Origin of the sequence: Arthrobacter sp. SLBN-112 (genome assembly GCF_006715225.1) — a bacterium.
Taxonomy (GTDB): domain Bacteria; phylum Actinomycetota; class Actinomycetes; order Actinomycetales; family Micrococcaceae; genus Arthrobacter.
Window position 1 is genome coordinate 4,000,647 of record NZ_VFMU01000001.1, and the last position, 24,362, is coordinate 4,025,008.

At 67.1% G+C, this 24,362-nt stretch carries 25 protein-coding genes and 1 riboswitch; of the genes, 10 read left to right on the forward strand and 15 right to left on the reverse strand.

The annotated features are described in order from the left end of the window. Nucleotides 1-98: 98 nt before the first annotated feature. A complete protein-coding gene (locus FBY33_RS18345; RefSeq protein WP_142031761.1) occupies nt 99-515 on the reverse strand; it encodes an MGMT family protein in 417 nt (138 codons plus the stop codon). 63 nt (nt 516-578) lie between these two features. On the opposite strand from FBY33_RS18345, the gene FBY33_RS18350 reads away from it, so the two are divergent. The 4 genes from FBY33_RS18350 (at nt 579) to FBY33_RS18365 (ending at nt 4,120) form a co-directional block, all read left to right on the forward strand. Continuing rightward, entirely contained in the window at nt 579-1,289 is a 711-nt protein-coding gene (locus FBY33_RS18350) for a 3'-5' exonuclease (protein WP_142031762.1), read from the forward strand. A 348-nt stretch (nt 1,290-1,637) separates the two neighbouring features. Beyond that, a complete protein-coding gene (locus FBY33_RS18355; protein WP_142031763.1) occupies nt 1,638-2,588 on the forward strand; it encodes a substrate-binding periplasmic protein in 951 nt (316 codons plus the stop codon). 33 nt (nt 2,589-2,621) lie between these two features. Beyond that, nucleotides 2,622-3,386: an amino acid ABC transporter permease gene (locus FBY33_RS18360; protein ID WP_142031764.1), complete on the forward strand. Its 765-nt coding sequence runs from the start codon at nt 2,622-2,624 to the stop codon at nt 3,384-3,386. Then, on the forward strand, nt 3,383-4,120 hold the full coding sequence (locus FBY33_RS18365) for an amino acid ABC transporter ATP-binding protein (RefSeq protein ID WP_142031765.1): 738 nt from the start codon (nt 3,383-3,385) through the stop codon (nt 4,118-4,120). Before FBY33_RS18360 ends, FBY33_RS18365 begins: the two co-directional genes overlap by 4 nt. A gap of 122 nt (nt 4,121-4,242) precedes the next feature. Here the strand turns inward: FBY33_RS18365 and hemL are convergent, their stop codons facing one another. The 10 genes from hemL to hemE all read right to left on the reverse strand — a co-directional run bounded on the left by hemL (nt 4,243) and on the right by hemE (nt 15,367). Then, nucleotides 4,243-5,574 carry a glutamate-1-semialdehyde 2,1-aminomutase gene (hemL, locus tag FBY33_RS18370; protein ID WP_142031766.1) on the reverse strand — a complete coding sequence of 444 codons (1,332 nt, stop codon included), beginning with the start codon at nt 5,572-5,574 and terminating at the stop codon, nt 4,243-4,245. Nucleotides 5,575-5,623: 49 nt separating this feature from the next. Beyond that, nucleotides 5,624-6,700 (reverse strand): LLM class flavin-dependent oxidoreductase, encoded by a 1,077-nt coding sequence (locus tag FBY33_RS18375; RefSeq protein ID WP_142031767.1) that lies wholly within the window; start codon nt 6,698-6,700, stop codon nt 5,624-5,626. Further along, nucleotides 6,697-7,680 (reverse strand): porphobilinogen synthase, encoded by a 984-nt coding sequence (gene hemB / locus FBY33_RS18380; RefSeq protein WP_142031768.1) that lies wholly within the window; start codon nt 7,678-7,680, stop codon nt 6,697-6,699. The genes FBY33_RS18375 and hemB overlap by 4 nt, the downstream gene beginning before the upstream one ends. A gap of 58 nt (nt 7,681-7,738) precedes the next feature. Continuing rightward, a complete protein-coding gene (locus FBY33_RS18385; protein WP_142031769.1) occupies nt 7,739-8,620 on the reverse strand; it encodes a uroporphyrinogen-III synthase in 882 nt (293 codons plus the stop codon). Between the two features lie 7 nt (nt 8,621-8,627). Next, nucleotides 8,628-9,626: a hydroxymethylbilane synthase gene (gene hemC / locus FBY33_RS18390; RefSeq protein ID WP_142031770.1), complete on the reverse strand. Its 999-nt coding sequence runs from the start codon at nt 9,624-9,626 to the stop codon at nt 8,628-8,630. After that, on the reverse strand, nt 9,623-10,870 hold the full coding sequence (locus FBY33_RS18395; protein WP_142031771.1) for a ferrochelatase: 1,248 nt from the start codon (nt 10,868-10,870) through the stop codon (nt 9,623-9,625). The genes hemC and FBY33_RS18395 overlap by 4 nt, the downstream gene beginning before the upstream one ends. Further along, nucleotides 10,867-11,568 (reverse strand): hydrogen peroxide-dependent heme synthase, encoded by a 702-nt coding sequence (gene hemQ, locus FBY33_RS18400; RefSeq protein ID WP_142031772.1) that lies wholly within the window; start codon nt 11,566-11,568, stop codon nt 10,867-10,869. Before hemQ ends, FBY33_RS18395 begins: the two co-directional genes overlap by 4 nt. Before the next feature lie 109 nt (nt 11,569-11,677). Continuing rightward, nucleotides 11,678-12,649, reverse strand: a complete 972-nt coding sequence (locus FBY33_RS18405; protein ID WP_142031773.1) for a hypothetical protein — start codon at nt 12,647-12,649, stop codon at nt 11,678-11,680. Between the two features lie 105 nt (nt 12,650-12,754). Then, nucleotides 12,755-14,269, reverse strand: a complete 1,515-nt coding sequence (gene hemG / locus FBY33_RS18410) for a protoporphyrinogen oxidase (protein ID WP_142031774.1) — start codon at nt 14,267-14,269, stop codon at nt 12,755-12,757. 3 nt (nt 14,270-14,272) lie between these two features. Beyond that, entirely contained in the window at nt 14,273-15,367 is a 1,095-nt protein-coding gene (gene hemE / locus FBY33_RS18415) for a uroporphyrinogen decarboxylase (RefSeq protein WP_142031775.1), read from the reverse strand. A 158-nt stretch (nt 15,368-15,525) separates the two neighbouring features. Between hemE and FBY33_RS18420 the strand changes: the two genes are divergently transcribed. Further along, a complete protein-coding gene (locus FBY33_RS18420) occupies nt 15,526-16,851 on the forward strand; it encodes a glutamyl-tRNA reductase (RefSeq protein ID WP_142031776.1) in 1,326 nt (441 codons plus the stop codon). Between the two features lie 78 nt (nt 16,852-16,929). Here the strand turns inward: FBY33_RS18420 and moeB are convergent, their stop codons facing one another. After that, a complete protein-coding gene (moeB, locus tag FBY33_RS18425; RefSeq protein WP_142031777.1) occupies nt 16,930-18,129 on the reverse strand; it encodes a molybdopterin-synthase adenylyltransferase MoeB in 1,200 nt (399 codons plus the stop codon). An 85-nt stretch (nt 18,130-18,214) separates the two neighbouring features. Between moeB and FBY33_RS18430 the strand changes: the two genes are divergently transcribed. The 3 genes from FBY33_RS18430 to FBY33_RS18440 all read left to right on the forward strand — a co-directional run bounded on the left by FBY33_RS18430 (nt 18,215) and on the right by FBY33_RS18440 (nt 19,491). Then, on the forward strand, nt 18,215-18,880 hold the full coding sequence (locus tag FBY33_RS18430; protein ID WP_142031778.1) for a TetR/AcrR family transcriptional regulator: 666 nt from the start codon (nt 18,215-18,217) through the stop codon (nt 18,878-18,880). Nucleotides 18,881-18,942: 62 nt separating this feature from the next. Beyond that, complete coding sequence (locus FBY33_RS18435; RefSeq protein WP_142031779.1) at nt 18,943-19,167, forward strand: DUF3107 domain-containing protein; 225 nt, start codon at nt 18,943-18,945, stop codon at nt 19,165-19,167. Nucleotides 19,168-19,188: 21 nt separating this feature from the next. Further along, a complete protein-coding gene (locus tag FBY33_RS18440; protein ID WP_142031780.1) occupies nt 19,189-19,491 on the forward strand; it encodes a hypothetical protein in 303 nt (100 codons plus the stop codon). A 96-nt stretch (nt 19,492-19,587) separates the two neighbouring features. Here FBY33_RS18440 and FBY33_RS18445 read toward each other — a convergent pair whose 3' ends face one another. From FBY33_RS18445 to thiO, 3 genes are all read right to left on the reverse strand, one after another. Further along, nucleotides 19,588-20,403 carry a thiazole synthase gene (locus FBY33_RS18445; RefSeq protein WP_142031781.1) on the reverse strand — a complete coding sequence of 272 codons (816 nt, stop codon included), beginning with the start codon at nt 20,401-20,403 and terminating at the stop codon, nt 19,588-19,590. Nucleotides 20,404-20,407: 4 nt separating this feature from the next. Next, a complete protein-coding gene (thiS, locus tag FBY33_RS18450; protein WP_142031782.1) occupies nt 20,408-20,644 on the reverse strand; it encodes a sulfur carrier protein ThiS in 237 nt (78 codons plus the stop codon). Beyond that, nucleotides 20,641-21,939: a glycine oxidase ThiO gene (gene thiO, locus FBY33_RS18455; RefSeq protein WP_142031783.1), complete on the reverse strand. Its 1,299-nt coding sequence runs from the start codon at nt 21,937-21,939 to the stop codon at nt 20,641-20,643. The genes thiS and thiO overlap by 4 nt, the downstream gene beginning before the upstream one ends. Next, nucleotides 21,933-22,051: riboswitch (TPP riboswitch) on the reverse strand. Its footprint overlaps the gene before it by 7 nt. Nucleotides 22,052-22,078: 27 nt before the next feature. On the opposite strand from thiO, the gene thiE reads away from it, so the two are divergent. Next, nucleotides 22,079-22,813 (forward strand): thiamine phosphate synthase, encoded by a 735-nt coding sequence (thiE, locus tag FBY33_RS18460; RefSeq protein ID WP_142031784.1) that lies wholly within the window; start codon nt 22,079-22,081, stop codon nt 22,811-22,813. Between the two features lie 36 nt (nt 22,814-22,849). Further along, on the forward strand, nt 22,850-24,355 hold the full coding sequence (locus tag FBY33_RS18465; protein ID WP_142031785.1) for an RNB domain-containing ribonuclease: 1,506 nt from the start codon (nt 22,850-22,852) through the stop codon (nt 24,353-24,355). Nucleotides 24,356-24,362 lie beyond the last annotated feature (7 nt).

Here is a 24,362-nt window from a genome sequence, read left to right on the forward strand (position 1 = left end):
CGGGTTTCCGGGGGCGGGGACATACGCCCGGCCTGTTTCGCCTGTCCCCGGTTCTTGGCGGTGCGGGTCCCAGGGGCCGGTCAAGGGAATTGTTACGGTCACAAAATCATTCCATCATCAGCCACCGACAATCTGTGGAGGCTGCGCTCCAGCTGCTCGGCAATTGTGTCGATACTGTCAAAATCGCTGTCCGCCGGTGCCCAGCGGGCGGTATTCAGGTCCACCCGCCACCGCCCCTCCCCGGTCCGAAGATACGAACTGAAAGCGCCAAGGAGCGGCGTGCCCTCTTCAAGGTAAAGAAGCAGGGCCTCGGCTTCATGCCCCTCGGGTGCGTGGCCGCTTGCCTTCAGGATCCGCCACCAGGGAACGCCTCCCCCATGGTGGCTCATGACGTAGCCGATCTGGCGCGGGCCGCCCGACCCCAGGAGCTCGGCAACGTCGCCGTAGGAAACTGCGGACCCCGGCGGTACCAGCCTGACGACGGCCAGGACCGCTTGGACGTACTCATTCCGCATTGATCCAATCTAGCCGCAGTGGCGTTCCACGGAATTGTCGGTGGGTCCCTTTAGCGTTGAAGCATGAGTTCCTGGAACACCCTCCCCCGCGCAGCCTTCGACCTGGAGACCACCGGCCGCAATTCGCGGGCGGCAAGGATCGTCACAGCGTCAATCACCGTGGTGGACCACCATGGCGAAGTCATCAAAGAGCACGAATGGCTGGCTGATCCTGGCGTGGAAATCCCCACCGAGGCAAGTGATGTCCACGGCGTCACCACGGAACAAGCCAGGCGGGACGGGCGGCCGGCCCACGAGGTCACCCGTGAAGTGGCTGCGGTACTCCAGGAGCTCTTCGATTCCGCCACCCCGGTGATCGCCTTCAACGCAAGCTACGATTTCACGGTCCTTGCCGCCGAGTCCGCCCGTTACGGAATTCCCCAACTCAGCCGGTTCCCCGTTCTGGACCCGTACATTATGAACAAGCAGGTTGACCGGTACCGCAAGGGCAAGCGCACCCTCACTGCATTGTGTGAGGAGTACGGCGTGGTCCTGGACAACGCCCACACGTCGGCGGCGGATGCGCTGGCCACCCTTCGGGTCCTGGATGCGATGGCAGGAAAGTTCCCAAAGCTGGTGATGCCGGCCAGCCAGCTACACCAGCTGCAGGTGGATTGGGCGGTGAGCCAGGCCGCGGACTTCCAGGGGTACCTCCGAAAGACGAAACCGGCCGCCGTGATCGAGGGAGACTGGCCGGTGCTGCCGCCCCAGGATGCCACGGCGGGCGGCTTTTAGACACAGCCGCATTACTCCTGAATCACCCGCGCTGCTCCTGATTGCGAGGCATGTCACAGTCACCCTGCTTAACATTCGTGGGGGCGCACGCAACCTGATCATTCATCAGAAGAGGGAAAGCATGCGCAAGGTGGCCCGGCGCAATGCCCAGCGGCAGAATTTCCTTTCCCAGAAGAGGGATCCAGCTGGCGGTTATTCGGACGGCGCCTGCTGTTCACGCTAGTGAGACAATAAAGTTTTGCGGTCACCCCTGCCCCGACGGTTTGACCAGCACCGGGCAGGTGCCAGGCGCCACAGCGCTGCCTTGCGGCCCGGTCGACTTATGACTCATATGAAAGTGACAACCTGATGAAAATCAAAGCGATGAAGTGGCTCACTACCGCTCCCGTTGCGCTTGCCCTCGCGGTTTCCCTCGCTGCCTGCGGCGGCGGGTCTTCCCAGCCCAGTGGCACCCCCACTGACGCCCTGAAGGGCAGTGACCAGCAGACGCTGGACAAGTACACCACCGCCGATGTCACCCCCATCGACAAGATCGACAAGAGCAAGCTCAACCTCATCACTGAGGGCACCCTGCGCGTGGGAACGTTGTCAGACGCCCCCCCGAATATCTTCGTTGATCCGGCCGGCAAGTTCACCGGCTACGACAATGAGCTTCTGCGGGCGATGGCCGACAAGCTGGGGCTCAAGGTCGAGTTCGCCTCCACCAAGTTCCAAGCGCTTCTTAGCCAAGTTAAGAACAAGCAGTTCGACGTCGGATCCTCCTCGATTTCCACCACGGACGCCCGCCGTGAAACGGTTGCATTCACCAATGGCTACGACTTCGGCTACATGGCCCTGGTGACCAAGGAAGACGCCAAGGTTCAGACGTTCGCTGAACTGAAGAGCGGCCTGCGCATTGGCGTTGTCAGCGGCAGCGTCCAGGAAGACTACGTCAAGAACACCCTGAACATTGAGCCTGTTTCCTTCCCCGACTACAACACGGTCTTCGCCAGCCTGAAGAGCGGGCAAGTGGACGCCTGGGTGTCCCCGTCCCAGCAGGCAACCGGCCAGGTCAAGCCCGGTGACGGCACGAAAATCGCCGAGAAGAAGCTGAACACGCAGAATTTCACCGCCTACGCCGTTGCCAAGGACAACCCTGCCCTGCTCGAAGCGCTGAACTCTGCCCTTGACGCCATTGTTGCCGATGGCACATGGTCCAAGCTGACTGCCCAGTGGTACACGGACCGCCCGACCGCTGCCGAACAGACACCCGAGGGTTGGAAGCCTGGCAGCAAGGCCGTCAAGATTCCGGCGAAATAGACACTGGCCACTTAGAAAAGATAGCGACGCCATATGGATTTCCTGCAACGACTCGGAGAGACCTTCCTTGACTGGAAGCAGATCGCCGAGGTTCTGCCAAGCATGTTCACGGTGGGCCTGCCCAATACGCTGGTCCTTGCGATCATTTCGGGACTTATCGGGGCCTTCGTCGGCCTGATTTTGGCTCTCATGGGAATTTCACGGAATCCTGTGGCACGGTGGGCCGCCCGGGTGTACACAGACATATTTCGTGGACTCCCGGCGGTTCTCACCATTCTGGTTATCGGCCTTGGATTCGGGCCAATTTTCCGCGAAATGACGGGCAGTAACAGCCCTTACCCCATGGGCATTGCGGCTCTGTCCCTCATGGCCGCGGCGTACACAGGCGAGATTTTCCGCTCCGGCATTCAGAGCGTGGACAAGGGGCAGCTTGAGGCATCGCGCGCCTTGGGATTCGGCTACGCTCCCTCGATGCGTCTCGTCGTGGTTCCCCAAGGCATCCGCAGGGTACTTCCTGCCCTCATGAATCAGTTCATTGCGCTGATCAAGGATTCCTCTTTGGTCTTCACCTTGGGCTTGCTGGCCACGGAACGCGAACTGTTCCAGATCGGCCAGGACGCAGCCGCTCGCAGCGGGAACCTGTCCCCCTACGTGGCAGCCGCCATTTTCTACCTGGCCATGACCATTCCGCTCACCCACTTGGTCAACTACATCGATGCCCGACTCCGGACCGGCCGGCCGGAAAAGAAAGAACCGGACGAGGCCGCAGCAGTCGTTGGAAAGGGAGCCCAGGCATGAGTGAATTCGCATCGGGAACCCTGAGCGCAAAGAACATCCACCTTTCCTTCGGGAGCAACCACGTGCTGCGGGGCATCGACCTGCACGTTCCACAGGGCACCACGGCCTCTGTGATCGGCCCTTCCGGGTCGGGCAAGTCCACACTGTTGCGTGTGATGAACCGGCTGATTGAGCCGGACCAGGGGGACATCCTGCTGGATGGCCGTTCGGTGCTGAAGGACAACCCGGACGAGCTCCGGCGCCGGATCGGCATGGTGTTCCAGCAGTTCAACCTGTTCCCGCACAAAACGGTGGAGGAAAACGTCTCGCTGGCCCTGCGGAAGCTGCGCAAGCTCTCCAAGGAGGAGGCGCGCAATGAGGCCTTGGAACAGCTGGACCTGGTGGGCCTGAGGCACAAGGCCGATTCCCGCCCGGCCAACCTTTCCGGGGGCCAGCAGCAGCGCGTGGCCATTGCCCGTGCATTGGCCATGAAGCCGGAGGTCATGTTCTTCGACGAGGCCACGTCCGCGCTGGATCCCGAACTGGTGAAGGGCGTCCTGTCCCTGATGGCGGATTTGGCGAAGGGCGGCATGACCATGGTGGTGGTGACCCACGAGATGGGATTCTCGCGCAACGTGTCGGACACGGTGACCTTCATGGACGCCGGCGTGGTGGTGGAATCCGGCCCCCCGGAACAGATCTTCACGGCGCCCCGAACGGACCGCCTCAAGGGCTTCCTCTCGGACGTCCTCTAGGCCCCACAGGCAGGCACAGACAGAAAATCCCCGCTTCCCGGACTTTTCCCCCTCGCATACAGGGAGAATTGGTCCGGAAGGCGGGGATTTGTCGTCCCGGGGGCAGGTGCCCGACGGCGGCCCTACCTTTGGGCGGCTGCGGCGGCCTTGGCTGCCGCGGGAAGGGCGTCGTAGATCCTGTTCATGGCGTCGTCATCGTGCGCGGCGGAGAGGAACCAGGCCTCAAAGACCGACGGCGGCAGGTACACGCCGGACTCCAGCATGGAGTGGAAGAACGGTGCGTAGCGGAACGCCTCCTGTGCCTGGGCGTCGGCGTAGTTGTGGACGCCGTGAACCGAGGTGCCGAACGCCACCGAGAAGAGGTTGCCGGCGAACTGGATGGAGTGGTCCACCCCCGCGGCATCCAGGGCAGTGGACAGCGCCGAGGAGAGTTCCAGGGACCGGACGTCGATGAACGAGTAGACGTCGCGCGTGGCGTGGGTCAGGGTGGCAACGCCTGCAGCCATGGCCACCGGGTTCCCGGACAGCGTTCCGGCCTGGTAGACCGGGCCGGTGGGGGCGAGGTAGTCCATGACGTCGGCACGTCCGCCCAGTGCCGCCGTCGGCATTCCGCCGCCGATGACCTTGCCGAAGGTGAGCAGGTCCGGGATCCACGGCTCCTGGGCGTCCGGCGCGCCGCCCGTGAGGCCCCAGTAGCCGGAGTAGCCGGTGCGGAAGCCGGTAAGGACCTCATCAACGATGAGCAGCGCGCCGTGCTCGCGGGTGATCCGCGAGAGCCCTGCGTTGAACCCTTCAGCGGGGGTGACCACACCCATGTTGGCCGGCGCGGCCTCGGTGATCACTGCCGCGATGTTGGGTCCGTGCGTGGCAAACGCTTCCTTGACGGCCTGGAGGTCGTTGTAGGGCAGCACCAGGGTCTCGGCGGCGGTCGCTTCCGTGACACCGGCCGAACCGGGCAGGGCGAGGGTTGCCACGCCGGAGCCTGCGGCGGCCAGGAGCCCATCAAGGTGGCCGTGATAGCAGCCGGCAAACTTGATAATGAGGTTGCGGCCGGTGAACCCGCGGGCCAGCCGGACTGCCGTCATGGTCGCTTCGGTGCCGGTGGATACCATCCGGAGCCGTTCGACGGCGGGGACGCGCTCCTTCACGATTTCAGCCAGGTTCGCTTCGTCGGGGGTGGAAGCGCCGAAGGAGAGGCCGCGGTCGACGGCGGCATGGACGGCGTCGAGCACGGCCGGGTGGGCGTGCCCCAGCAGGGCCGGGCCCCAGGAGCAGACCAGGTCCACGTATTCCTTGCCGTCGGCATCGGTCAGGTACGGCCCCTTGGCGGAGACCATGAAGCGCGGCGTTCCGCCCACGGACCCGAAGGCCCGGACCGGCGAGTTGACTCCGCCCGGCATGAGCTGGCGGGCGCGGTCGAAGAGTGCCTCATTGCGAGGATTGCTGGAAGTCATGGTTTCTATTCTCTCAGTTTGCCGGAAGCTCAGTCAGCGGGAAGTACAGTCAGCCGGCGAGCAGCTCTGCCACGCGGGGCGCCACCGCCGTACCCATCAGTTCGATCGAGCGCATCATGGCGGCGTGCGGCAGCGGCCCGTTGCTGTATTTGAGGTCGAAGCGGTCGACACCCAGGTTCCGCTTCAGCCGGACGATCTTATGGGCCACCGTTTCCGGCGACCCCACATACAGCGCACCTTCCGCCGAACACAGGGCATCGAACTCCCCGCGCCCGGCCGGTCCCCACCCGCGCTCGGCGCCGAGCTTGTTGCGGAGCTTCAGCCAGTGCGGGAACAGCTCTTCGCGGGCCTGCTCGTCGGTGTCGGCCACGTGGCCCGGCGAGTGCGTGGCCATCTGCTGCATGGGGTGCCCGTACTTGGCCATCGCTTCCCGGTAGAGGTCGGCGAGGGGCCGGAAGCCGCGGGGTTGGCCGCCGATGATGGCGAAGATGATGGGATAGCCGTACTGGGCGCAGCGGAGCACCGATTCGGGTGTTCCACCCACCCCGATCCAGGTGGGCAGCAGGTGGTGCTCCAGGGGCGGATAGACGCTCAGGCCATGCAGGGCAGGCCTGGTGCGGCCTTCCCAATGCACGGGCTTTTGCGCCCGGACCTTGTCGAACAGCTCGAGCTTCTCTTCGAACAGGACCTCATAGTCAGCCAGATCCAGCCCGAACAGCGGGAAGGACTCCACGAACGACCCACGCCCCAGCATCACCTCGGCCCGGCCGTTGGAGATGGCGTCCACGGTGGAAAAGCGCTGGAAGACACGGATGGGATCGTCCGAGCTCAGCACCGTTACGGCGGAGCCCAGCCTGATGCGGGTGGTGCGGGCCGCCGCGGCGGCCAGGAAGACCTCCGGCGCGGACACGGCGTAGTCCTTGCGGTGGTGCTCCCCCACGCCAAAGGCATCGAGTCCGACGGCGTCGGCAAGTTCCGCCTGCTCCAGCAGCTGGCGCAGGACCTGGGCGTGCGGCTGCTGGCTGCCGTCCGGGTTCTCGCCTACATCACCGAAGGTGTTCAGGCCGAGGAGGATTCGGTCCTCCCCCACCGGCGCGGTGGGTTCCGGGGCCTGCCCGGCGGTCACCGGTCTTCCTTCAGCCAGCCGGCCAGTTCGGCGGCCCAGTACGTGAGGACCATGTGGGCGCCAGCCCGCCGGATGCCCAGGACGGATTCGGTAATGGCGGCACGCCGGTCAATCCAGCCGTTGGCAGCGGCAGCCTCGATCATCGCGTATTCACCCGAGATCTGGTACGCCGAGACGGGGACGGGGCTCATCGCGGCAACGTCGGCCACGATGTCCAGGTAGCTCATGGCCGGCTTCACCATAATGATGTCCGCGCCCTCAGCCAGGTCCAGTTCAACCTCGCGAAGTGCTTCGGTGCGGTTGCCGGCGTCCATCTGGTAGGTCCGCCGGTCGCCCTTGAGCTGTGAGTCCACTGCTTCGCGGAACGGCCCGTAAAACGCCGAGGCGTACTTCGCGGCGTAGGCAATGACGGAGGTGTTGGTGTGGCCGGCCTCATCCAGGGCCGAACGGATAGCCGCGATCTGGCCGTCCATCATCCCCGAGGGGCCCAGCATGTGCGCGCCGGCCTCTGCCTGCGCCACGGCCATCCTCGCGTAGATCTCCACGGTGCGGTCGTTGTCCACGTAACCGTCGGCGTCGAGCACTCCGCAGTGGCCGTGGTCGGTGAATTCGTCCAGGCACACGTCGCTCATGATCACCAGGTCATCGCCCACTTCGGCACGGACGTCCCGGATGGCCTTGTTCAGCACGCCCTTCGGGTCCAGCGATGCCGAGCCTTCGGCGTCACGGGTTTCGGGGATGCCGAAGAGCATGATGCCGCCCAGGCCGAGCTCCACAGCCTCCGCCGCGGCCCGCTTGAGCGTATCCGTAGTGTGCTGGACCACGCCCGGCATGGAGGTGATGGGGTTCGGTTCGCTCAATCCCTCCCGGATAAAGGCCGGAAGGATGAGTTCCGACGGCGCAAGGCGGGTTTCGGCGGTGAGCCGGCGCATGGCGGGGGTGGTGCGCAGGCGGCGGGGGCGTTGGTTGGGGAAAGTCATGGGTCCTGTCCTTCGCGTTGTTCTTGAAGCTTCATGGAGCGGGAGGCGTGCTGGCCGGTCAGGGCGGGTTGAGGGCCTTCGCAACCGCTGCCACCAGCCCGTCCGGTGTAGGCTCGGCCGCCACTGCGGCGACGTCCAGGCCCAGGGCAGCTGCCTGTTCCGCCGTCGAACGGCCAATGACCACCAGCTTGCAGCCGGCCAGCGGACCAAGGGCGGAAATCCTGCGCACGGCGCTCGGCGAGGCAGCGATCACGGCCGCCATGCGCCCTGCAGCGATGTCCGCGGCGGCGGTTTGGGGCGTCAGGAGGGTGTACGACGGCGGCTGCGGGCCGGCGTCGCCGTCTTCCGGCTGCACGGCCAGCCTGCGCTCCGCTGCCGCCGGATAGTCAACGGTGCGGTAGGCAGTAACCGCGGTGACTGTACCGCCTGCCGCTGCGAGGCCCTCAACCAGGGTGCCGGCGGCGATGTCTGCCTGCGGCAGCAGGATCCTGCCGCCGCCGGGCCAGACCTCGAGGAGGCCGGCGGCCGACTGTTCGCCGGCCGGGGCCAGGGCCACGGTCAGGCCGGCGGACTCCAACAGCCTGCGCGTGGCGGGGCCGATGGCGGCGATCCAGGTTTTTGCGGGAACCAACTGGGCCAGGGCGAGGCCACGCTCGGCGGCCTCTTCCATCAAGACGTGCACCGTGGTTGCGCTGCTGACCACCAGCCAGTCAAAGGCCCCCGCGGCCAGGGCGTCGCAGGCGACATCGAGCACGTGCTGGTCAGGGGCCCGTTCGAAGTCGATGAGCGGCAGCAGCACAGGCACCGCGCCGGCTTCTGCCAGGGCCTCAACCAGGGCACCGGACCGTTCCGGGCTGCGCGTCACCAGGACCCGGACACCGCCCGGCAGTGGTTGGCTGGGCGGCGTGTGCGGTCCGGACCTGCGGGGAGGCTGCGTCATCGCCAGGTCAGGACGCCTGCAGGTCTGCGATGTCGGCGGCTCCGGCAGCAAGCAGTGCTTCAGCCAGTTCGATGCCCAGGAGGGTGGCTCCGACTTCCGTCAGTCCGTCCGTGGCCCGCTTGTCCCGCACGGTAGCGCTGCCATCGACGGCGCACACCACGGCTTCCAGGTGCAGCATGCTGCCTTTGCGGTAGGCGTACGCGCCCACCGGGGCTGCGCAACCTGCCTCGAGCCGTGCCAGCAGGGCACGCTCCGCCGTGACAGCGAGGCGGGTGTCGGGATCGTCCAGGGCCGCAAGGGCCTGCGCCAGGACCCCGCGGGAGCCTTCGGCCGATCCCGGCTTCGGCGGCGCGTCGGCCGTACGGCACTCGATGGCCAGCGATCCCTGGCCGGCCGCGGGCAGCATGACGTCGGTTTCGAGGTACTCGGTGACGGTGTCCAGCCGGCCAATGCGCTCGAGGCCGGCGGCAGCAAGCACTACGGCGTCGAGGTCGCATGACTTTCCGGGCACCACCTGGCGGGTGGAGTTGCCGGGCAGGCCGGGAACGCGGCCCAGGCGCGTATCCACGTTGCCGCGGATGTCCACGATGTCCAGGTCGGTGCGGGCGGCACGCAACTGTGCTGCGCGCCGCGGCGAGCCGGTGCCAACGCGCGCTCCGGCCGGCAGGTCGGCCAGCTTCAGTCCGTCCCGGGCGCACAGGACGTCGCGGACGTCCACGCGCCGCGGAGTGGCGGCGAGGCTGAGTCCTACCGCCGCGCCGGTGGGCAGGTCCTTCAGCGAATGGACGGCGACATCGCACTCATTGCGCAGCAGCGCATCGCGCAAGGCGGCGACGAAGACACCCGTTCCGCCCATCTGGGAGAGCGACCCGGTGAGGACATCACCATCCGTGCGGATGTGCACCAGCTCCACCGGGAAACCTCCCACGGCGGCGAGCTGGTCAGCGGTCTGCTGGGTCTGGGTGAGCGCCAGTTTGCTGGCGCGGGTGCCAATCCGGACGGTCACGGCTGGGCCGTTTCGGCTGCATCCCCCGACGGATAGGGGTCGTGACCGGTGCCCACCGTGGTGTCGGCCCCTGCAATCGTGGGCTTTTCGCCGCGGAAGTTGGCGCAGCAGCCCGGACGGCAGACGTCGTACCAGGGGCCAAGATCCGTCAGGGCGGGCCTGTCACCGATGTTGTTGGCCACCGTCCGCTCGCAAATGAGGTCCACCAGGCCGTTAACGAACTTCCGGTGCGTACCGGGCGTGGGGACGCGGGTTGCGGCAAGGCCGAGGTTTGCGCAGGTCTCCATGGCTTCGGTGTCCAGGTCCCAGACAACTTCCATGTGGTCGCTGACAAAGCCGAGGGGGACGATGACGATGCCTTTGACACCCTGCCCGGCCAGTTCCTCGATGGCGTCGTTGATGTCCGGCTCCAGCCATGGCACGTGCGGGGCGCCCGAGCGGGACTGGTACACCAGGGACCAGGGCACGGTCCGGCCGGATTCATCCTTGACCCGCTCAATGACGGCTGCGGCGTTGGCAAGGTGCTGGGCCACGTAGGCTGAGCCTTCCTCGAACGCACGCGGCTCACCCTCGGACCGGCCTGCAGCCTCGGCGTCCCGGGTGGGAATGGAGTGGGTGGCGAACAGGATGTGGATGGGGGCGTCCGGGCTTCCGGCGTCGGCCAGCTTGGCACGCACATCGGCCAGTCCGGCGGCAGTTCCTTCGACGAAGGGCTCAACGAAACCGGGGTGGTCGAAGTACTGGCGGACCTTGTCCACTTCCAGCCGGCCGTCCAGGCCGGTCTCCGTCAATGCCATGCCGATGTCCTCGCGGTACTGGCGGCAGCTGGAGTAACAGGAGTAGGCACTCGTGGTGAGCATCAACACCCGGCGGTGGCCGGCGTCGTACGCTTCCTGAAGGGTCTGAGGGATGTACGGTGCCCAGTTCCGGTTGCCCCACAGCACGGGCAGCTCGATGCCGCGGGCAGCCAGTTCAGTTTCCAGCGCTGCCTTCAGCTCGCGGTTCTGCTGGTTGATGGGGCTGATACCGCCGTTGGCGCGGTAGTGGTGCGAGACTTCCTCAAGCCGCTCATCCGGAATCCCCCGGCCGCGGGTGACGTTGCGGAGGAACGGGATGACGTCCTCCTGGCCTTCCGGACCGCCGAAAGAGGCGAGCAGGACGGCGTCGTAGTTCTTGGGAGCCATGCGTCCGGCTTCGGTGACCGGGTTGACGGCCGCGGCGAGTGTGGGGTCGAGCGGGTTCATGCGAGCACCTCTGCTACTTCTTCGGCGGTGATCCGGCGTCCGGTATAGAACGGGACTTCCTCACGGACGTGGTTGCGCGCCTCCGTGGCGCGCAGGTGGCGCATGAGGTCCACAAGGTCAACCAGTTCGGGTGCCTCCAGGCCGAGGATCCACTCCCAATCCCCGAGGGCGAAGGACGAGACGGTGTTGGAGATGACCTGGGGAAAATCCCTGCCCAGCAGGCCATGGTCGCGCAGCATCTTGCCGCGCTCGGCCTCCGGCAGGATGTACCACTCGTAGGAGCGCACGAACGGGTAAACACAGAGCCACTCGGCCGGAGCGACGCCGCGCGAGTAGGCGGGGGTGTGGTTCTTGGCGAACTCCGCCTCGCGGTGGACGCCCATGGCGGACCACACGATCTCGGTGCCGGCAAAGAGTGTGCTTCGGCGGATGTCGCGGATGGCCTGCTGCAGCGCCTCCGGCTTGGGGCCGTGGAGCCACACCATGACGTCGGCATCGGCGCGCATGGCCGAGACGTCGTAGCTGCCCCGGTGGGTGACGCCGGCTGCGGCGAGCCGCTCCACCAGGGCTTCGAAGTCGGCGGCGGCATTCGCACTGCGGACCACGGGCTCTGACCGCTTGAATACCGTCCAGAGGGTAAAGAACTGCTCGGCTGATTCTTCGGTTTTAGTGACAGATTCGGCAGAAGTGTGGCTCATGGTTACAAGTTTGCCCCTTCGCTGCCCCCAAGGCGAAACCGAAGAGTTCTACAACTCGTAGAAGTGAGCAAAGTCACATTACTGGACCCGGAAGCCATCCCCCGCCGCATCAGAAGGGGCGGCGCATGCGCAGGAACACGAGCCCCGCGGCGGTCCCCAGGCCAACCAGACCTGCACCCAGCCACACCAAGGCATCAGGCATGTCCGGAAGCGGTCCGGTGGAGGAAACGGCGCGGCCCGGGCCTTCGGGTGCAGCGGCAGCTTGCGGCACGCGGGTGGGCTGGGACTGCCGCGCATTGATGGACAACGCGGTGGGCAGGGCGGAAGAAGGCACAGCCCCTGCCCCGCCGGCGGCCGCGCCGGCCTCGCCGGCGGATTCCTCGCCGTCGGACTCCCCAGCGCCTGATTCCGCAGCGCCGGAGCCGTGAGGATCCAGCGATCCTGCCATGCCGCCGGATCCTGGCCCGGCGGCCCGCGCGTCGGCCTGGTCAGCGGCTTCGCCAGCTCCCGTTCCCAGGAGAGGAGGGACTGCCGGGGAAAGGGCGGGGGCGCCCGCCGCGGGGGCAGCCCCGGCGGGGGCAGCCCCCGCCGGGGTGGCTGATGTGGGCATCGGCTGCGTGGAGCGCGGTTTCTGCGTGGCACCTGATTGGGCCGAACTGGAGGCCGTGCCCGATGCTGTGGGAGCGGGGGTCTGTCCACCGGGTGCCAGGGGCGTCCCTGAGACGGTGGGGACGGCTGGAACTGCCAGGCCGGAAACCGAAGCCTCCGCCGAGGCCGGCGCCGTCGTCGAACCTGTGGAGAGCGTGGCCTTCACGGCAGGAAGCAATGCACCCGGCACGGCGGGGATGGCGGGAACCTTTCCGCGCGGGGTGCCATCGTCGTCGGAACCACCGGACGCCACGGCAGTCGCCTGCACCAATGGGTCTTGGGGCGGCGCCGCGTCATCGGCCAAGGACGCCTGGACGCCGGCGGAAAGAACCAGTACCACTCCGACGGCTGCGGCTGCAGTGCCGCGTCGGAGTCCCCCATGGATACCGGTCCGGGACATGGAAAGCTCGGACCTGTTTGAAACCATAGTCATCGACCCTAGCCAGAACACTTGCCCGATTGAAAACCGGGAAGCGCCCCGCGGCCACTGCTCAGCGCTGGCGCCAACCAGCCACGCCGCGCTGACCAGCGGCGATGCTCAGGCGCCCGTCAATTGGCCGATTTGCTCACGTGTGTCGGCAACGACGGCGGCCAGGCCGTTTCCGGCCACCCAACCGCCTACCACCGCCAGCCCACCGGCGGCAGTACACGCCCGGCGGATCGCCGCTGCCCGCGCCCGGTGTCCCACCGCCGCGAACGGCAGGGACCCGCGCCACCGCACCACGTCCCAGCCCCGAATCTCGTCCCCGGCTATCTGCACGCCCAGGAGAGCGGAAGCGTCGCGCAGGGCGGCAGCGAAAAGCTCGTCATCGGTTTCCGGGCCGGCCGGCTGCTGCCCGGAAGCGCCATCCACCCGGCCATAGGAGAGCCGCACCACGTGGCGTCCCGGGCCGGCAGCGGCCGCCAACCAATCCCACTTGCCTGTGGCGTGGGTCAGCGCCTTTGCTTCGATGCCAGGCGTTTGCGGGGCCACCAGGATCCCTGTTCCCCGGGGCCGCCGGTCCAGCTCCGGTTTGTCCAGGACCAATGTGACCAGCTTGACGTCAGGTCCGGATGCAGGCTTCTTGCCCGCAATCAGGGGGACAGCAGTTTCCAGCAGTCCGACGGCGGCCGGGCCGTCCACGGCCATGACCAGCAGGGCGGTGCGGAAGATTGTCCCGGCGGCGTCGACCAGCCAGCCGTCCGGGGTGCGGGAAACCGACGTCGCGGCGGTGCCCGCCAGTAGTGTCACGCCCCGGCCGCGGAGATCCGCTACCAGCGCCTCCACAAGAGTGTGCATCCCGCCCTCCAGGCCCGCGACGGCGGAGCCGGCCTTGGCAGGTTTGTCCGGTTGCCCCGCCGGGAGGTCCTGCCCCGCCTCGGCTTGGCTGCCGGCGCTGGCGCCGGCGGAAGGTGCGGCGGCCCTGTTTGTTCCGCCACCGCGCCGCTGGGCTGAAACGGCGGCAGCGAGGGAACCGTGTCGGCGCATTCCGGCGCGCAGGCCGGGAGCCACCATGTCGACGTCGAGCAGGCCGGGATCTGCGGAGTGGACGCCGCCCACCACAGGCGAGACCAGGCGTTCCAGCACCCGCGAACCCATCCGGGCCCGGACCAGGGCGGAGACGCTGGTGACGCCCTTGCCGGCTCCTACGGAAGCGGGCAGCAGCCGGTCCAGGGAAGCCCGCAGCGAACCCAGGGTGCCCAGGGTGCGGCGGACCTCAGGGTCCCAGGGGTTGGCGGGGATGCCCAATACACCGGTCCTGGGCAGTTCGCGGGGGCCGTCCGGAAGCTGCACCCAGGCACCGCCGGGACGGGGAGGAACAATCTTGCTGCCCAGGCCGAGTTCGGCACAGAGCCTTGCGACGGCGTCGGACCGCGTGGCGAAGGACTCTGCACCGCTGTCCAGGGTGAGCCCGGCAACCGTATGGCTGCCTACACAGCCGCCCCACGCCGCGCCCGCCTCCAGGACGGTCACCTCGTGGCCGCTCGCGGCGAGTTCCCGGGCGGAGAGCAGCCCGGAAATCCCGCCGCCCACCACCAGTGCCGTACGGGGCAAGGCCGCTGAGCTGCCCACTGGTTACTCCGGCGAGATGGAGTGGATCAGCTCCACCACCCGGGTCAGGACGTCCGGGTCGGTTTCGGGCGGTACACCGTGCCCCAGGTTCAGGACGTGGCCGGGAGCTGCGGAGCCGGCCGCGATGACCTCACGGACGTGGGCCTCAAGGATTTCCCAGGGGGCTGACAGCAGTGCGGGATCGATGTTTCCCTGCAGCGGTACAGTTCCGCCCAGCCGCCGGTTGGCCTCATCGAGCGGCAGCCGGTAGTCCACGCCCACCACGTCCACGCCCACGTCGCGCATGGCAACGAGGAGTTCGGAGGTACCGGTGCCGAAGTGGATCAGCGGAGCCCCGAGGTGGCGCACATGGTCCAGGGCACGGGCCGACGCCGGCGCTACGTACTTGGTGTAATCGGCCAGTCCCAGCGAACCCGCCCAGGAGTCGAAGAGCTGGGCGGCGGAGGCACCGGCCTCCAGCTGCGCCTGGAGGAACATGCCGGAGGCGTCGGCAGCCCAGTTGGCCAGCGCGGTCCAGGTTTCCGGATCGGCGTGCATCATGGTCCGCGGGCCGAGGTGGTCGCGGGAGGGTTTCCCTTCCACCATGTAGGCGGCCAGGGTGAACGGCGCGCCGGCGAAACCAATCAGCGGCGTCTTGCCCAGCTCCGCCACGGTCAGGCGGACGGCTTCGCGGATGGGCTCCAGTGCTTCCCAGGTGAGCTGGGGCAGCGCGGCAACGTCTGCCGCGGTCCGCACGGGCCTGTCGAGGACCGGGCCCACGCCGGGAACGATGTCCACTCCCACCCCGGCGAGCTTGAGCGGGATCACGATGTCCGAGAAGAAGATGCCGGCGTCCACGTCGTGGCGGCGGACGGGCTGGAGCGTGATCTCTGAGGCCAGCTCCGGCCGGAGGCAGGAGTCCAGCATGGCGATGCCCTCGCGCACCTTGAGGTATTCCGGCAGCGACCGGCCTGCCTGCCGCATGAACCAGACGGGACGGCGGGACGGCTTTCCCCCGCGGTAGGCCGTGATCAGCGGTGAATCCGCTGTACGGCCGTCCATCAGCGGATGGTCTGCGGAAAGGACGCCGGCAGCGGAGACGGCAGGGCTAGGAGTCATGCTTTTGATTGTGCCCAAAAAGAGCTGCAAAAGATAACGACAACCTGTCGCTGACAGTACGGGCGCGGGAAGGGTGGCGCAGATCACGGGGCACTGTGGCGACTATCCTTTCCGGTGGTTGTTCTACCAGGCAACGAAAAAGCTATGATTGGTCTGCTGTGGTTCTTTTCTCATTGGTGGCTACACACGCCGACATCGATCTTGAAACCGTTGCTCAGTTGAGCAACGGTTCCTCCGGGATTGCCGCATCCGCCCTCACCGAATCGCCCGCCGTCGCAGGGGCAGTGGTCCTGGCCACCTGCAACCGCTACGAAATTTACGGTGAAGCCGCCAACTCCAGCGACGTCGAAGCTGCCCGGGCAGCACTCGTGGCCCGGATCAGCGAGGCCAGCGGGCTGGCCGAACCCCTCGTCTCGCGTTCCTTCAGCACGCGCACCGGCCCCGAGGTGACCCAGCACCTGTTCGCCGTCAGCGCTGGACTTGACTCCGCCGTCGTCGGGGAACGCGAAATTGCCGGGCAGGTGCGGCGTGCGCTGATTACCGCCCAGCACGACGGCACCGCCAGCGCCGGCCTGGTCCGGCTTTTCCAGGCCGCCTCCAAGACCGCCAAGGACGTGGGCGCACAGACGGCCCTCGGTTCCCGCGGCCTCTCCATCGTCTCCGTGGCACTGGACCTGGCCACCGATCTTTCCGAGAACCCCGACTGGGCAGCCAAGAAGGTTGTGCTGTTCGGAACCGGCGCCTACGCCGGGGCCACCATGGCACTGCTGCGCGAACGCGGCTGCACCGACATTTCCGTGTACTCCTCCTCCGGCCGGGCCGAAGGATTCGTCGCCTCCCGCGGCGGCACCGCCCTGGACGTGGATTCGCTGCGGTCGGCCGTGGCGGCTGCCGATGTGATGATCGGCTGCAGCGGATCGGACACCCGGGTTGAAGCCGATGAGCTGGCCGAGGTGCGGACAGGTTCACCGCAGCCCCTGATCGCCATCGACCTTGCCCTCACCCACGACTTCGACCCCGCTGTCGGCGAGCTGGACGGAGTGGAGCTGCTCACCCTGGAGTCAGTGCGCCTTGCCGCGCCGCAGGAACAGGCGGAATCCCTGGCCCAGGCCAGCGGCATCGTAAAGGGTGCTGCCAAGGCGTTCGAGCAGGAGCGGGAAGCCCGGTCCGTCGATTCAGCCATCGTTGCCCTGCGGCGGCACACCATGAATGTCCTGGACGCGGAGATGGAAAAGGTCCGCGCCCGCCACGGCTGCACGGCCGCCGCCGAGGAAGTCGAGTTCGCGCTCCGCCGCATGGTCAAGCAGCTGCTGCACGTTCCCACGGTCCGCGCCCGCGAACTCGCCGCCAACGGCCAGCAGGACGATTACGTCGCCGCGCTGGAGGCCCTTTACGGCATCACCGTCGAACAGCCCGGCACCGCTGCCCCTGCCGCCGTCGAGGCCGAATGCCCGGTGGACCACCGGGGCCGCGAAACCGCCTGACTCACAAACACCCGCTTGCTCTATCAGATATGGCTCCTAAACCACCGGTTTGGGAGCCATATCTGATAGAGCAACCGGTCAGTAGACCGGCTTATCGGGTTCCACGTCGCGCACCCAGGCCAGGATCCCGCCGTCGAGATGGCTGACCCGCTGGTAACCCGCCTGCCGTGCTGCCGCCAACACGTTCGCGGACCGGGTCCCGGCCTTGCAGTGGAACACGATATCCCGATCCTGCGGCAGTTCGTCCCACGCCTCGCCGGCGAGGATCCGTCCCTGCGGGATCAGTTTGGCCCCGTCGATCCGGACAATGTCGTATTCCCCGGCCTCGCGGACGTCCACCAGTTCGAAGTCCTTGAGCCCGGCTTTCCGCGACGCCAGCATGGTGGCCAGCTGCGTGGCGGTAACGGTATGTTCCGTATCCGCCTCTGCTGTGGGCGGGATGCCGCAGAAGGCCTCATAGTCGGTGAGCTCCGTGATGGGTTCCGCCTCGGGGTCCTTCGACACGCGGATCTCGCGCCAGCTCCCGCCCAGGGCGTCAAACAGGGCCACGCGGCCCAGCAGGGAGCGTCCGACGCCGGTGATCAGCTTCACTGCCTCGGTCACCATGAGCGATCCCACGGCAGCGCAGAGCATGCCGAACACCCCGCCCTCCCCGCAGGAAGGCACGGAACCGGCAGGCGGAGCCTCCGGATACAGGTCGCGGTAGGTGGGACCGTGCTTCTCCCAGAACACGCTGACCTGGCCGTCGAACCGGAAGATGGAACCCCATACGTAGGGCTTGCCCAGGATGGCGGCGGCATCGTTCACCAGGTACCTGGTGGCAAAGTTGTCGGCCCCGTCAAGAATGAGGTCATACCCGGCGAAAAGCTCCAGGGCGTTGGAGGAGTCCAGGCGCAGGTTGTGCAGCCGGACATCCACCAGCGGATTCAGCTCCGCGATGGCGTCGCGTGCAGACTCGATCTTGGGCCGGCCTACGTCGCTGACGCCGTGGATCACCTGGCGCTGCAGGTTGCTCAGGTCCACCACGTCATCGTCAACGATTCCAATGGTGCCTACGCCCGCCGCAGCCAAGTACAGCAAGGCCGGCGCGCCCAGGCCGCCGGCACCAATCACCAGCACCCTGGCGTTCTTGAGCCGCCGCTGGCCCAGGGCACCGATCTCCGGAATGATCAAGTGCCGGGAGTAACGCTCCACCTCATCAGGGGTAAGGCCGGCAGCCGGTTCCACCAGCGGATCCAGCGAAAGGGTTGAAACATTTGCGGTGAAAGACGAAGCCATACTTCAATGTATGCCCCGGAATACCGGCGGGTCATATTACCCCGCAGTAAAGTGAAGGGTAACTGCAATGGAAAGAAGGACAACTGTGGTCCCTGAAGCACGGGCTGACCGCCCGCCCGCCGCCGAACCGCAAACTGCCTCCCGCCCCGCAGGCCATCGGTCCGCCCGGCTGCCCCGGGATGAGCGCCGCGCACAGCTGCTGGCGGCAGCCCAGGAGGTGTTCGTGGCCAACGGCTACCACGGTGCGGCCATGGATGAAATTGCGGAGACCGCGCACGTCAGCAAACCAGTGCTGTACCAGCACTTCCCCTCCAAGCGCGACCTTTACCTGGCACTGCTGGAAAGCCATCTGGCGTCCCTGACCGAGCTGATGCTGGGTGCCCTGAATTCCACCACGGACAATGATGAACGAGTCCAGGCCGTCATGCGGGCCTACTTCCACTTCATCGCCAATGACGACCAGGCCCACCGCCTGGTGTTCGAGTCCGACCTGATCAACGACCCCGATGTCAGCTCCAGGCTGGAAACCTTCAACCGGACCTTCGCCGATGCCATCGCCAGGGTCATTGCCGAGGACACCAAGCTCCCCCACCTCGAAGCCCAACTCCTGGGCCGCGGACTGGCGGGAATGGCGCAGGTCAGCGCCCGGTACTGGCTGGAAACGGACGGCAACCTGGACCTCAACGTGGCCAGTGACCTCATCTACCGTTTAGCTTGGCGCGGAATCTCTCGCTTCCCCAAAGAGTCCTAGACTACAAATAAGACAACACCTCGTAGAGAAACACGAGTACTTTCACAGGCTGGGAGGCCCCCTTGGAAATTAAGATCGGCGTTCAAAACGTTGGCCGCGAGATCGTGCTGGAATCGGCCCAGGACGCGGAGACTGTGGCCAAGGTTGTAGGTGAAGCCATCAATGGCGGCAGCGAACTGCGGCTGAAGGATGACAAAGGACGCGTGATCATCGTTCCGGGCAATGCACTGGCGTATGTGGAGATTGGCGCCGAAGAGGTTCGGCGCGTCGGGTTCGGCCAGTTCTAGTCCCCGGTTCCAAGGAGATCCATGCTTTCGCTGACCATCGTGGTGCTGGCCACTGTCGCCGCCGGCTTCGTCGTCTGGGCCAATGACAGGCGGCATGCCAAGTACGGGGCTGCGCTGCCGGCGGGCGTGGCTGCAGGTGTTGCGGCGCTGGTGTGGATCATCCTGATGGCAGCGGGATTCGGCTACCTGCCCGGGCTGACCTGGCTTCCCTGGGTCCTGCCCGTCGTTCTGGGCACTGCTGCCGCCGTCGTCGCCGTCGTATACCTGGGGCGCACGCGTGCGCGTCACGATGCACAGCAGCTCACGGCGATCCTGCGGCGCTGAGCTTCCAGTCACCTGCTCCTGGCGGGAAAGATTAAACGGCTGTGGCCACCACCCATGCGGGTGGTGGCCACAGCCGTTTAACCGGATGGCGGGGGCTTAGAGGAACTCCGCCCGGCCCTCCATTGCCGACGACGCGAGGGCGTGCTCCCTGCGCGGGATGCGCCCGGCCGCCCTGGCCATCCTGCCGGCGATCACCGCATGCTTGAAGGCCTCGCCCATGAGCGCCGGGTTCTGCGCCCGGGTCACGGCCGTGGCCAGCAGCACGGCGTCGCAGCCCAGCTCCATGGCAAGGGCTGCGTCGGACGCCGTGCCGATGCCGGCGTCCAGGACCACAGGAACGGAGGCCCGGGAAACGATGAGTTCGATGTTGTGCGGGTTCAGGATCCCCAGGCCGGTGCCGATCGGGGCGCCCAGCGGCATGACGGCGGTGGCGCCAAGGTTCTCCAGCCGCAGCGCCAGCACGGGATCGTCATTGGTGTAGGCAAAGACCTTGAAGCCGCGGTTAACCAGCTGCTCGGTGGCTTCGACGAGTTCCACGGCGTCCGGCAGGAGGGTTTGTTCGTCCGCGATGACCTCCAGTTTGACCCAGTCGGTTTCCAGCGCCTCCCGGGCCAGTTCCGCGGTGAGGACCGCGTCCCGGGCGGTGAAGCAGCCGGCCGTGTTGGGCAGGACCCGGATCCCGTGGTCCACCAGCAGCTGGAACAGCGAACCGGTTTCCGCCGTGGAGTAGCGCCGCATGGCTACGGTGGTCAGCGCGGTGCCGGAGGCAAGGAGCGCTGCGCCCAGGCCGTCGAGGCTGGGCGCTCCCCCGGTGCCCATGATGAGCCTGGATCCGAGGGCGATGCCGTCAATCACCAGGGCGTCGCCGGTACCGGGGTTTCCTGCGGGGTTGATGGTGCTGGTTTCGGTCATGGTGTCAGCCTCCCTGTACTGCTGTGACAAGTTCGATGTCGTCGCCCTCGGCGAGCGCGGTGGCGAACCATTGGCTGCGCGGCACCACCTGGGCGTTATGCGCGACGGCGACACCGAGCTTCCCGCCGTCCGTCGCCTGCCCGTTGTCAGCCAGCGGGCGTCCGGTAACCTGGCTGACCAGTGCGGTGATGGAGGCGCCGTCGGCCACCATGTGCGGATTTCCGTTAAGGGTGATGTTCACGCTGTCTCCTTGATGAAAGGGCTTGTTGCTGCTGTCGCCGGCCTCGAGAACCGGTCCGGGCTGAAGGCTGCCCAGCGGGAGTCGGCCTTTCCGTCCAGCAGCTCCCTGCAGATGCCCGCTGCTGCGGGAGTGAGCAGGACGCCGTGCCGGAAGAATCCGGTGGCAATGATGAGTCCCGGGACATGCCCGGCCCGTCCGCCCGCGGAGGCCGCGGGCGCCGGCACCCGGCCCAGGAGCGGTGCGTTGTCAGGGGTTCCGGGGCGGGCACGGGCGGTGGCTTCCAGGAGTTCAAGTTCGGCGACGGCGGGCACCAGCGTCTGGGCGTCCCGCAGCAGCTGGTACACACCTCCCGCGCTGACGGCATCGGAGAGGGCATCCTCCCGCTGGGTGGCTCCAACCACCACGGTCCCGTCCTGCCGCGGGACGATGTACACCGGAACGCCGTGGACCAGGCCGCGCACCGTTGACGTCACCAGCGGCTGAAGGTGGCTGGGAACGGCAAGGCGGAGGATATCCCCGTGCACGGGCCGCAGCGGCAGCTCCAGACCGTCCGGCAGGCCGCCAAGTGTCCCGGCCTGCAGCCCGTTGGCCACCACCGTTTCCGTTGCCAGCACCGTGCCGCCGTCGGCCAGGCGGACGCCGGCAACAGCTCCGCCGTCCCACAACAACCCGGCTGCCCGCTGCGGCACGGCATAGCCGTCCACTGCCCCCGCAACGGGCAGTTCTGATTTCTCCCGTGCCGCGCCGGCCAGGGCCAGCCGCAGGGCTGCCACCAGGCGCCGGGGGTCAACCTGGTGGTCCGCAGGGGTGTCCAGGGCGCAGGCAATGGCCGGGCTGAGCAATGGTTCGCGCTTCCGGGCCTCCCGTACGGTGAGGGGCTCCACCACCAGCCCGTTGGCCTGCTGGACCGTACGCAGATCCATCAGTGCCCGGCGGTCGGCCGCATCGGCACCCACGGCGAGTGTCGCCGTCGTCAGGTATCCCGAATCCGCGCCCGTTGCACTGTCCAGGCCGGCGGCGAAGCCCGGCCAGCGCGCTGATGCGTCGAGCATCAGTTCCAGGAGGTCTTCCTCCTGGTAGTGCAGTTCGCTGACGGGGGCCAGCATGCCGGCCGCGGCCCAGCTGGCGCCGGTACCCGGTGCGTCGTCGATGAGCACCACGGAGCGTCCGGAACGCTGCGCCTCCCAGGCGATTCCGTGGCCCACCACTCCCCCACCAATGACCGCAACATCGGCCCGGACGGTGGAGGGGCTGGACGCACCGGCGGACCCGGGGTGGTTGAAGGGGGTACGCATATGGGTTCCTTCCCTACGCCGGCATTACCCGGATCAGGTCAAGCGGTCGGCTCTGACGCCCTCTCAGCCCGGCGCTTTGTGACAGCTGCCGCGGGCTCCCGCAGTACCAGCCCAGTTTAGAGGAACTAGGCTTGCACGCATGAATGTGTCCACTCCATCCTTCCCCGCCGGCCACCGCGCTCCGGCCACCGAAGTTGTCAATTCACGGGACAGCGACGCCCTCAAGGCCGCCCGCCTGTACCTCTGCACCGATGCGCGCCGGGACCGCGGCGACTTTGAGGAATTTGTTGACGCTGCATTCGCCGGCGGCGTGGACATCATCCAACTGCGGGACAAGACCATCGAGGCTGCCGAGGAACTGGACCTCCTAGCGGTGCTCAAGGAGACCGCAGTACGGCACGGCAGGCTGTGGGCTGTCAATGACCGTGCGGACATCGCCGTCCTCTCCGGGGCACCGGTATTCCACATCGGCCAAAAAGACCTTCCCCTGCCCGCAGCCCGTACGTTGGTGAACGGAAATGCCTCGATCGGGCTCTCCAGCCACACCACGGAGCAGGTGGACGCCGCCCTGGCAGCAACTGCCGGTCCGGCCGGCCTGGACTATTTCTGCGTGGGCCCGGTCTGGGCCACCCCCACCAAACCCGGCAGGGCCGCCGTCGGACTCGACCTGGTGAAGTACGCCGCGGACGCCTCAGGAAAGGCAGCGGATCCGGTGCCCTGGTTCGCCATTGGCGGCATCGACCACGAAAACGTCCGGCAAGTAGCGGAAGCCGGTGCACGCAGGATCGTTGTGGTCCGCGCCATCACTGAGGCTCCCGATCCCGCCGCCGCTGCTGCTTCGCTCCTCGACGCGCTGGATGCCGCCGTCGCCTGATGCCATATCCGTGGACTTGGAGCTACGCTGATTTTTGTGTCACATCATCGGCTGGCCCCCAACGTCCATGACCACAGGAACGCCCTGGAAGAGGCGTTGGGCCTGCTGCGGACCGAACTTGAGCTGCCGGGGCCCTACCCCGATGACGCAGTAGCCGATGCCCGGGCCGCCGTGGCCGCGCTGAAGCTGCCGTCCTATGACCTGACCGCCGTGGAATTCGTAACCATCGATCCGGCATCGTCCACGGACCTTGACCAGGCGGTGTTCATCGAACCGGACGGGAACGGTTACCGGGTGCTGTACGCGATCGCCGACGTCCCGGCCTTTGTTGCCCCCGGGGGTCCGCTGGACGCCGAGACCCGTCGCCGGGGCCAGACGTTCTACGCTCCGGACGGCAGGATTCCGCTGCATCCGGAAGTGATCAGCGAGGGGGCAGGAAGCCTGCTGCCCGGGCAGGACTGTTCAGCGTTCGTGTGGGACTTCACGCTCGACGGCGATGCGACGGTTTTGTCAGTGGGCGTCAGGCGGGCGCGGGTCCGCAGCCGCGACAAGCTCAGCTACAAGGGCGCGCAAGCAGACCTCGACGCCGGGACTGCATCCCCGGTGCTGCAGCTGCTCCGCGAGGTGGGCCTGAAACGGGTGGCCCTGGAACGGGAACGCGGAGGGGCAAGCCTCAACATGCCCGAGCAGGAAATTGTCCAGCTGCCCGATGGCGGCTACCGCATCGACGCCGTCCCGCAGCTGCCCGTGGAGGACTGGAACGCGCAGATTTCGCTGATGACCGGAATGGCCGCCGCGCAGCTCATGCTGGAGGGCAAGGTGGGCATCCTGCGCACCATGCCCGCCCCGGACGAACGGTCCCTGCGCCACTTCCGCCTGCAGACCGAGGCGCTGGGCAGGCCCTGGGACGGCGAGATCAGCTACGGCGAGTACCTGCGGTCACTGGATCCCACCAATCCGCGCCAGCTGGCCATCATGCATTCCGCCGGCATGCTGTTCCGGGGAGCCTCCTATACCGCCTTTGACGGCACAGTCCCCGAGGACGGGGTGCAGTCCGCCATCGGGGCAGCCTACGCCCACACCACCGCGCCGCTGCGCCGCCTGGTGGACCGCTTCGTGCTGGTCATCTGCGAGGCCCTGAGCAACGGCGGCGACGTTCCGGGCTGGGCGCGGGAGGCCCTTCCGCTGCTGCCGGGCATCATGGCCGGCTCAGACCAGCTGGCGTCCCGGATGGAACGCCTGGCCCTGGACACCGTGGAAGCCGCGCTGCTGCTGAACCACATCGGGCAGGAGTTCGATGCAATCGTGATTTCCGGGTCCAAACCGCAGAACGGCAACGGCAACGGCAACGGCAACGGAACAGGGAAAAACGGCAACGGAAAGAACGGGAACGGCAGCGGCAGTTCGGGCATTATCCAGGTTGCCGAGCCCGCCGTCACCGCGCGGTGTGCCGGGGAACTGGAGTCCGGAACCAAGGTCCGGGTCCGCCTGGTTTCGTCGGACATCACCACCCGGGAGATCCACTTCGAACTCGTCCCGTAAGGGCCGG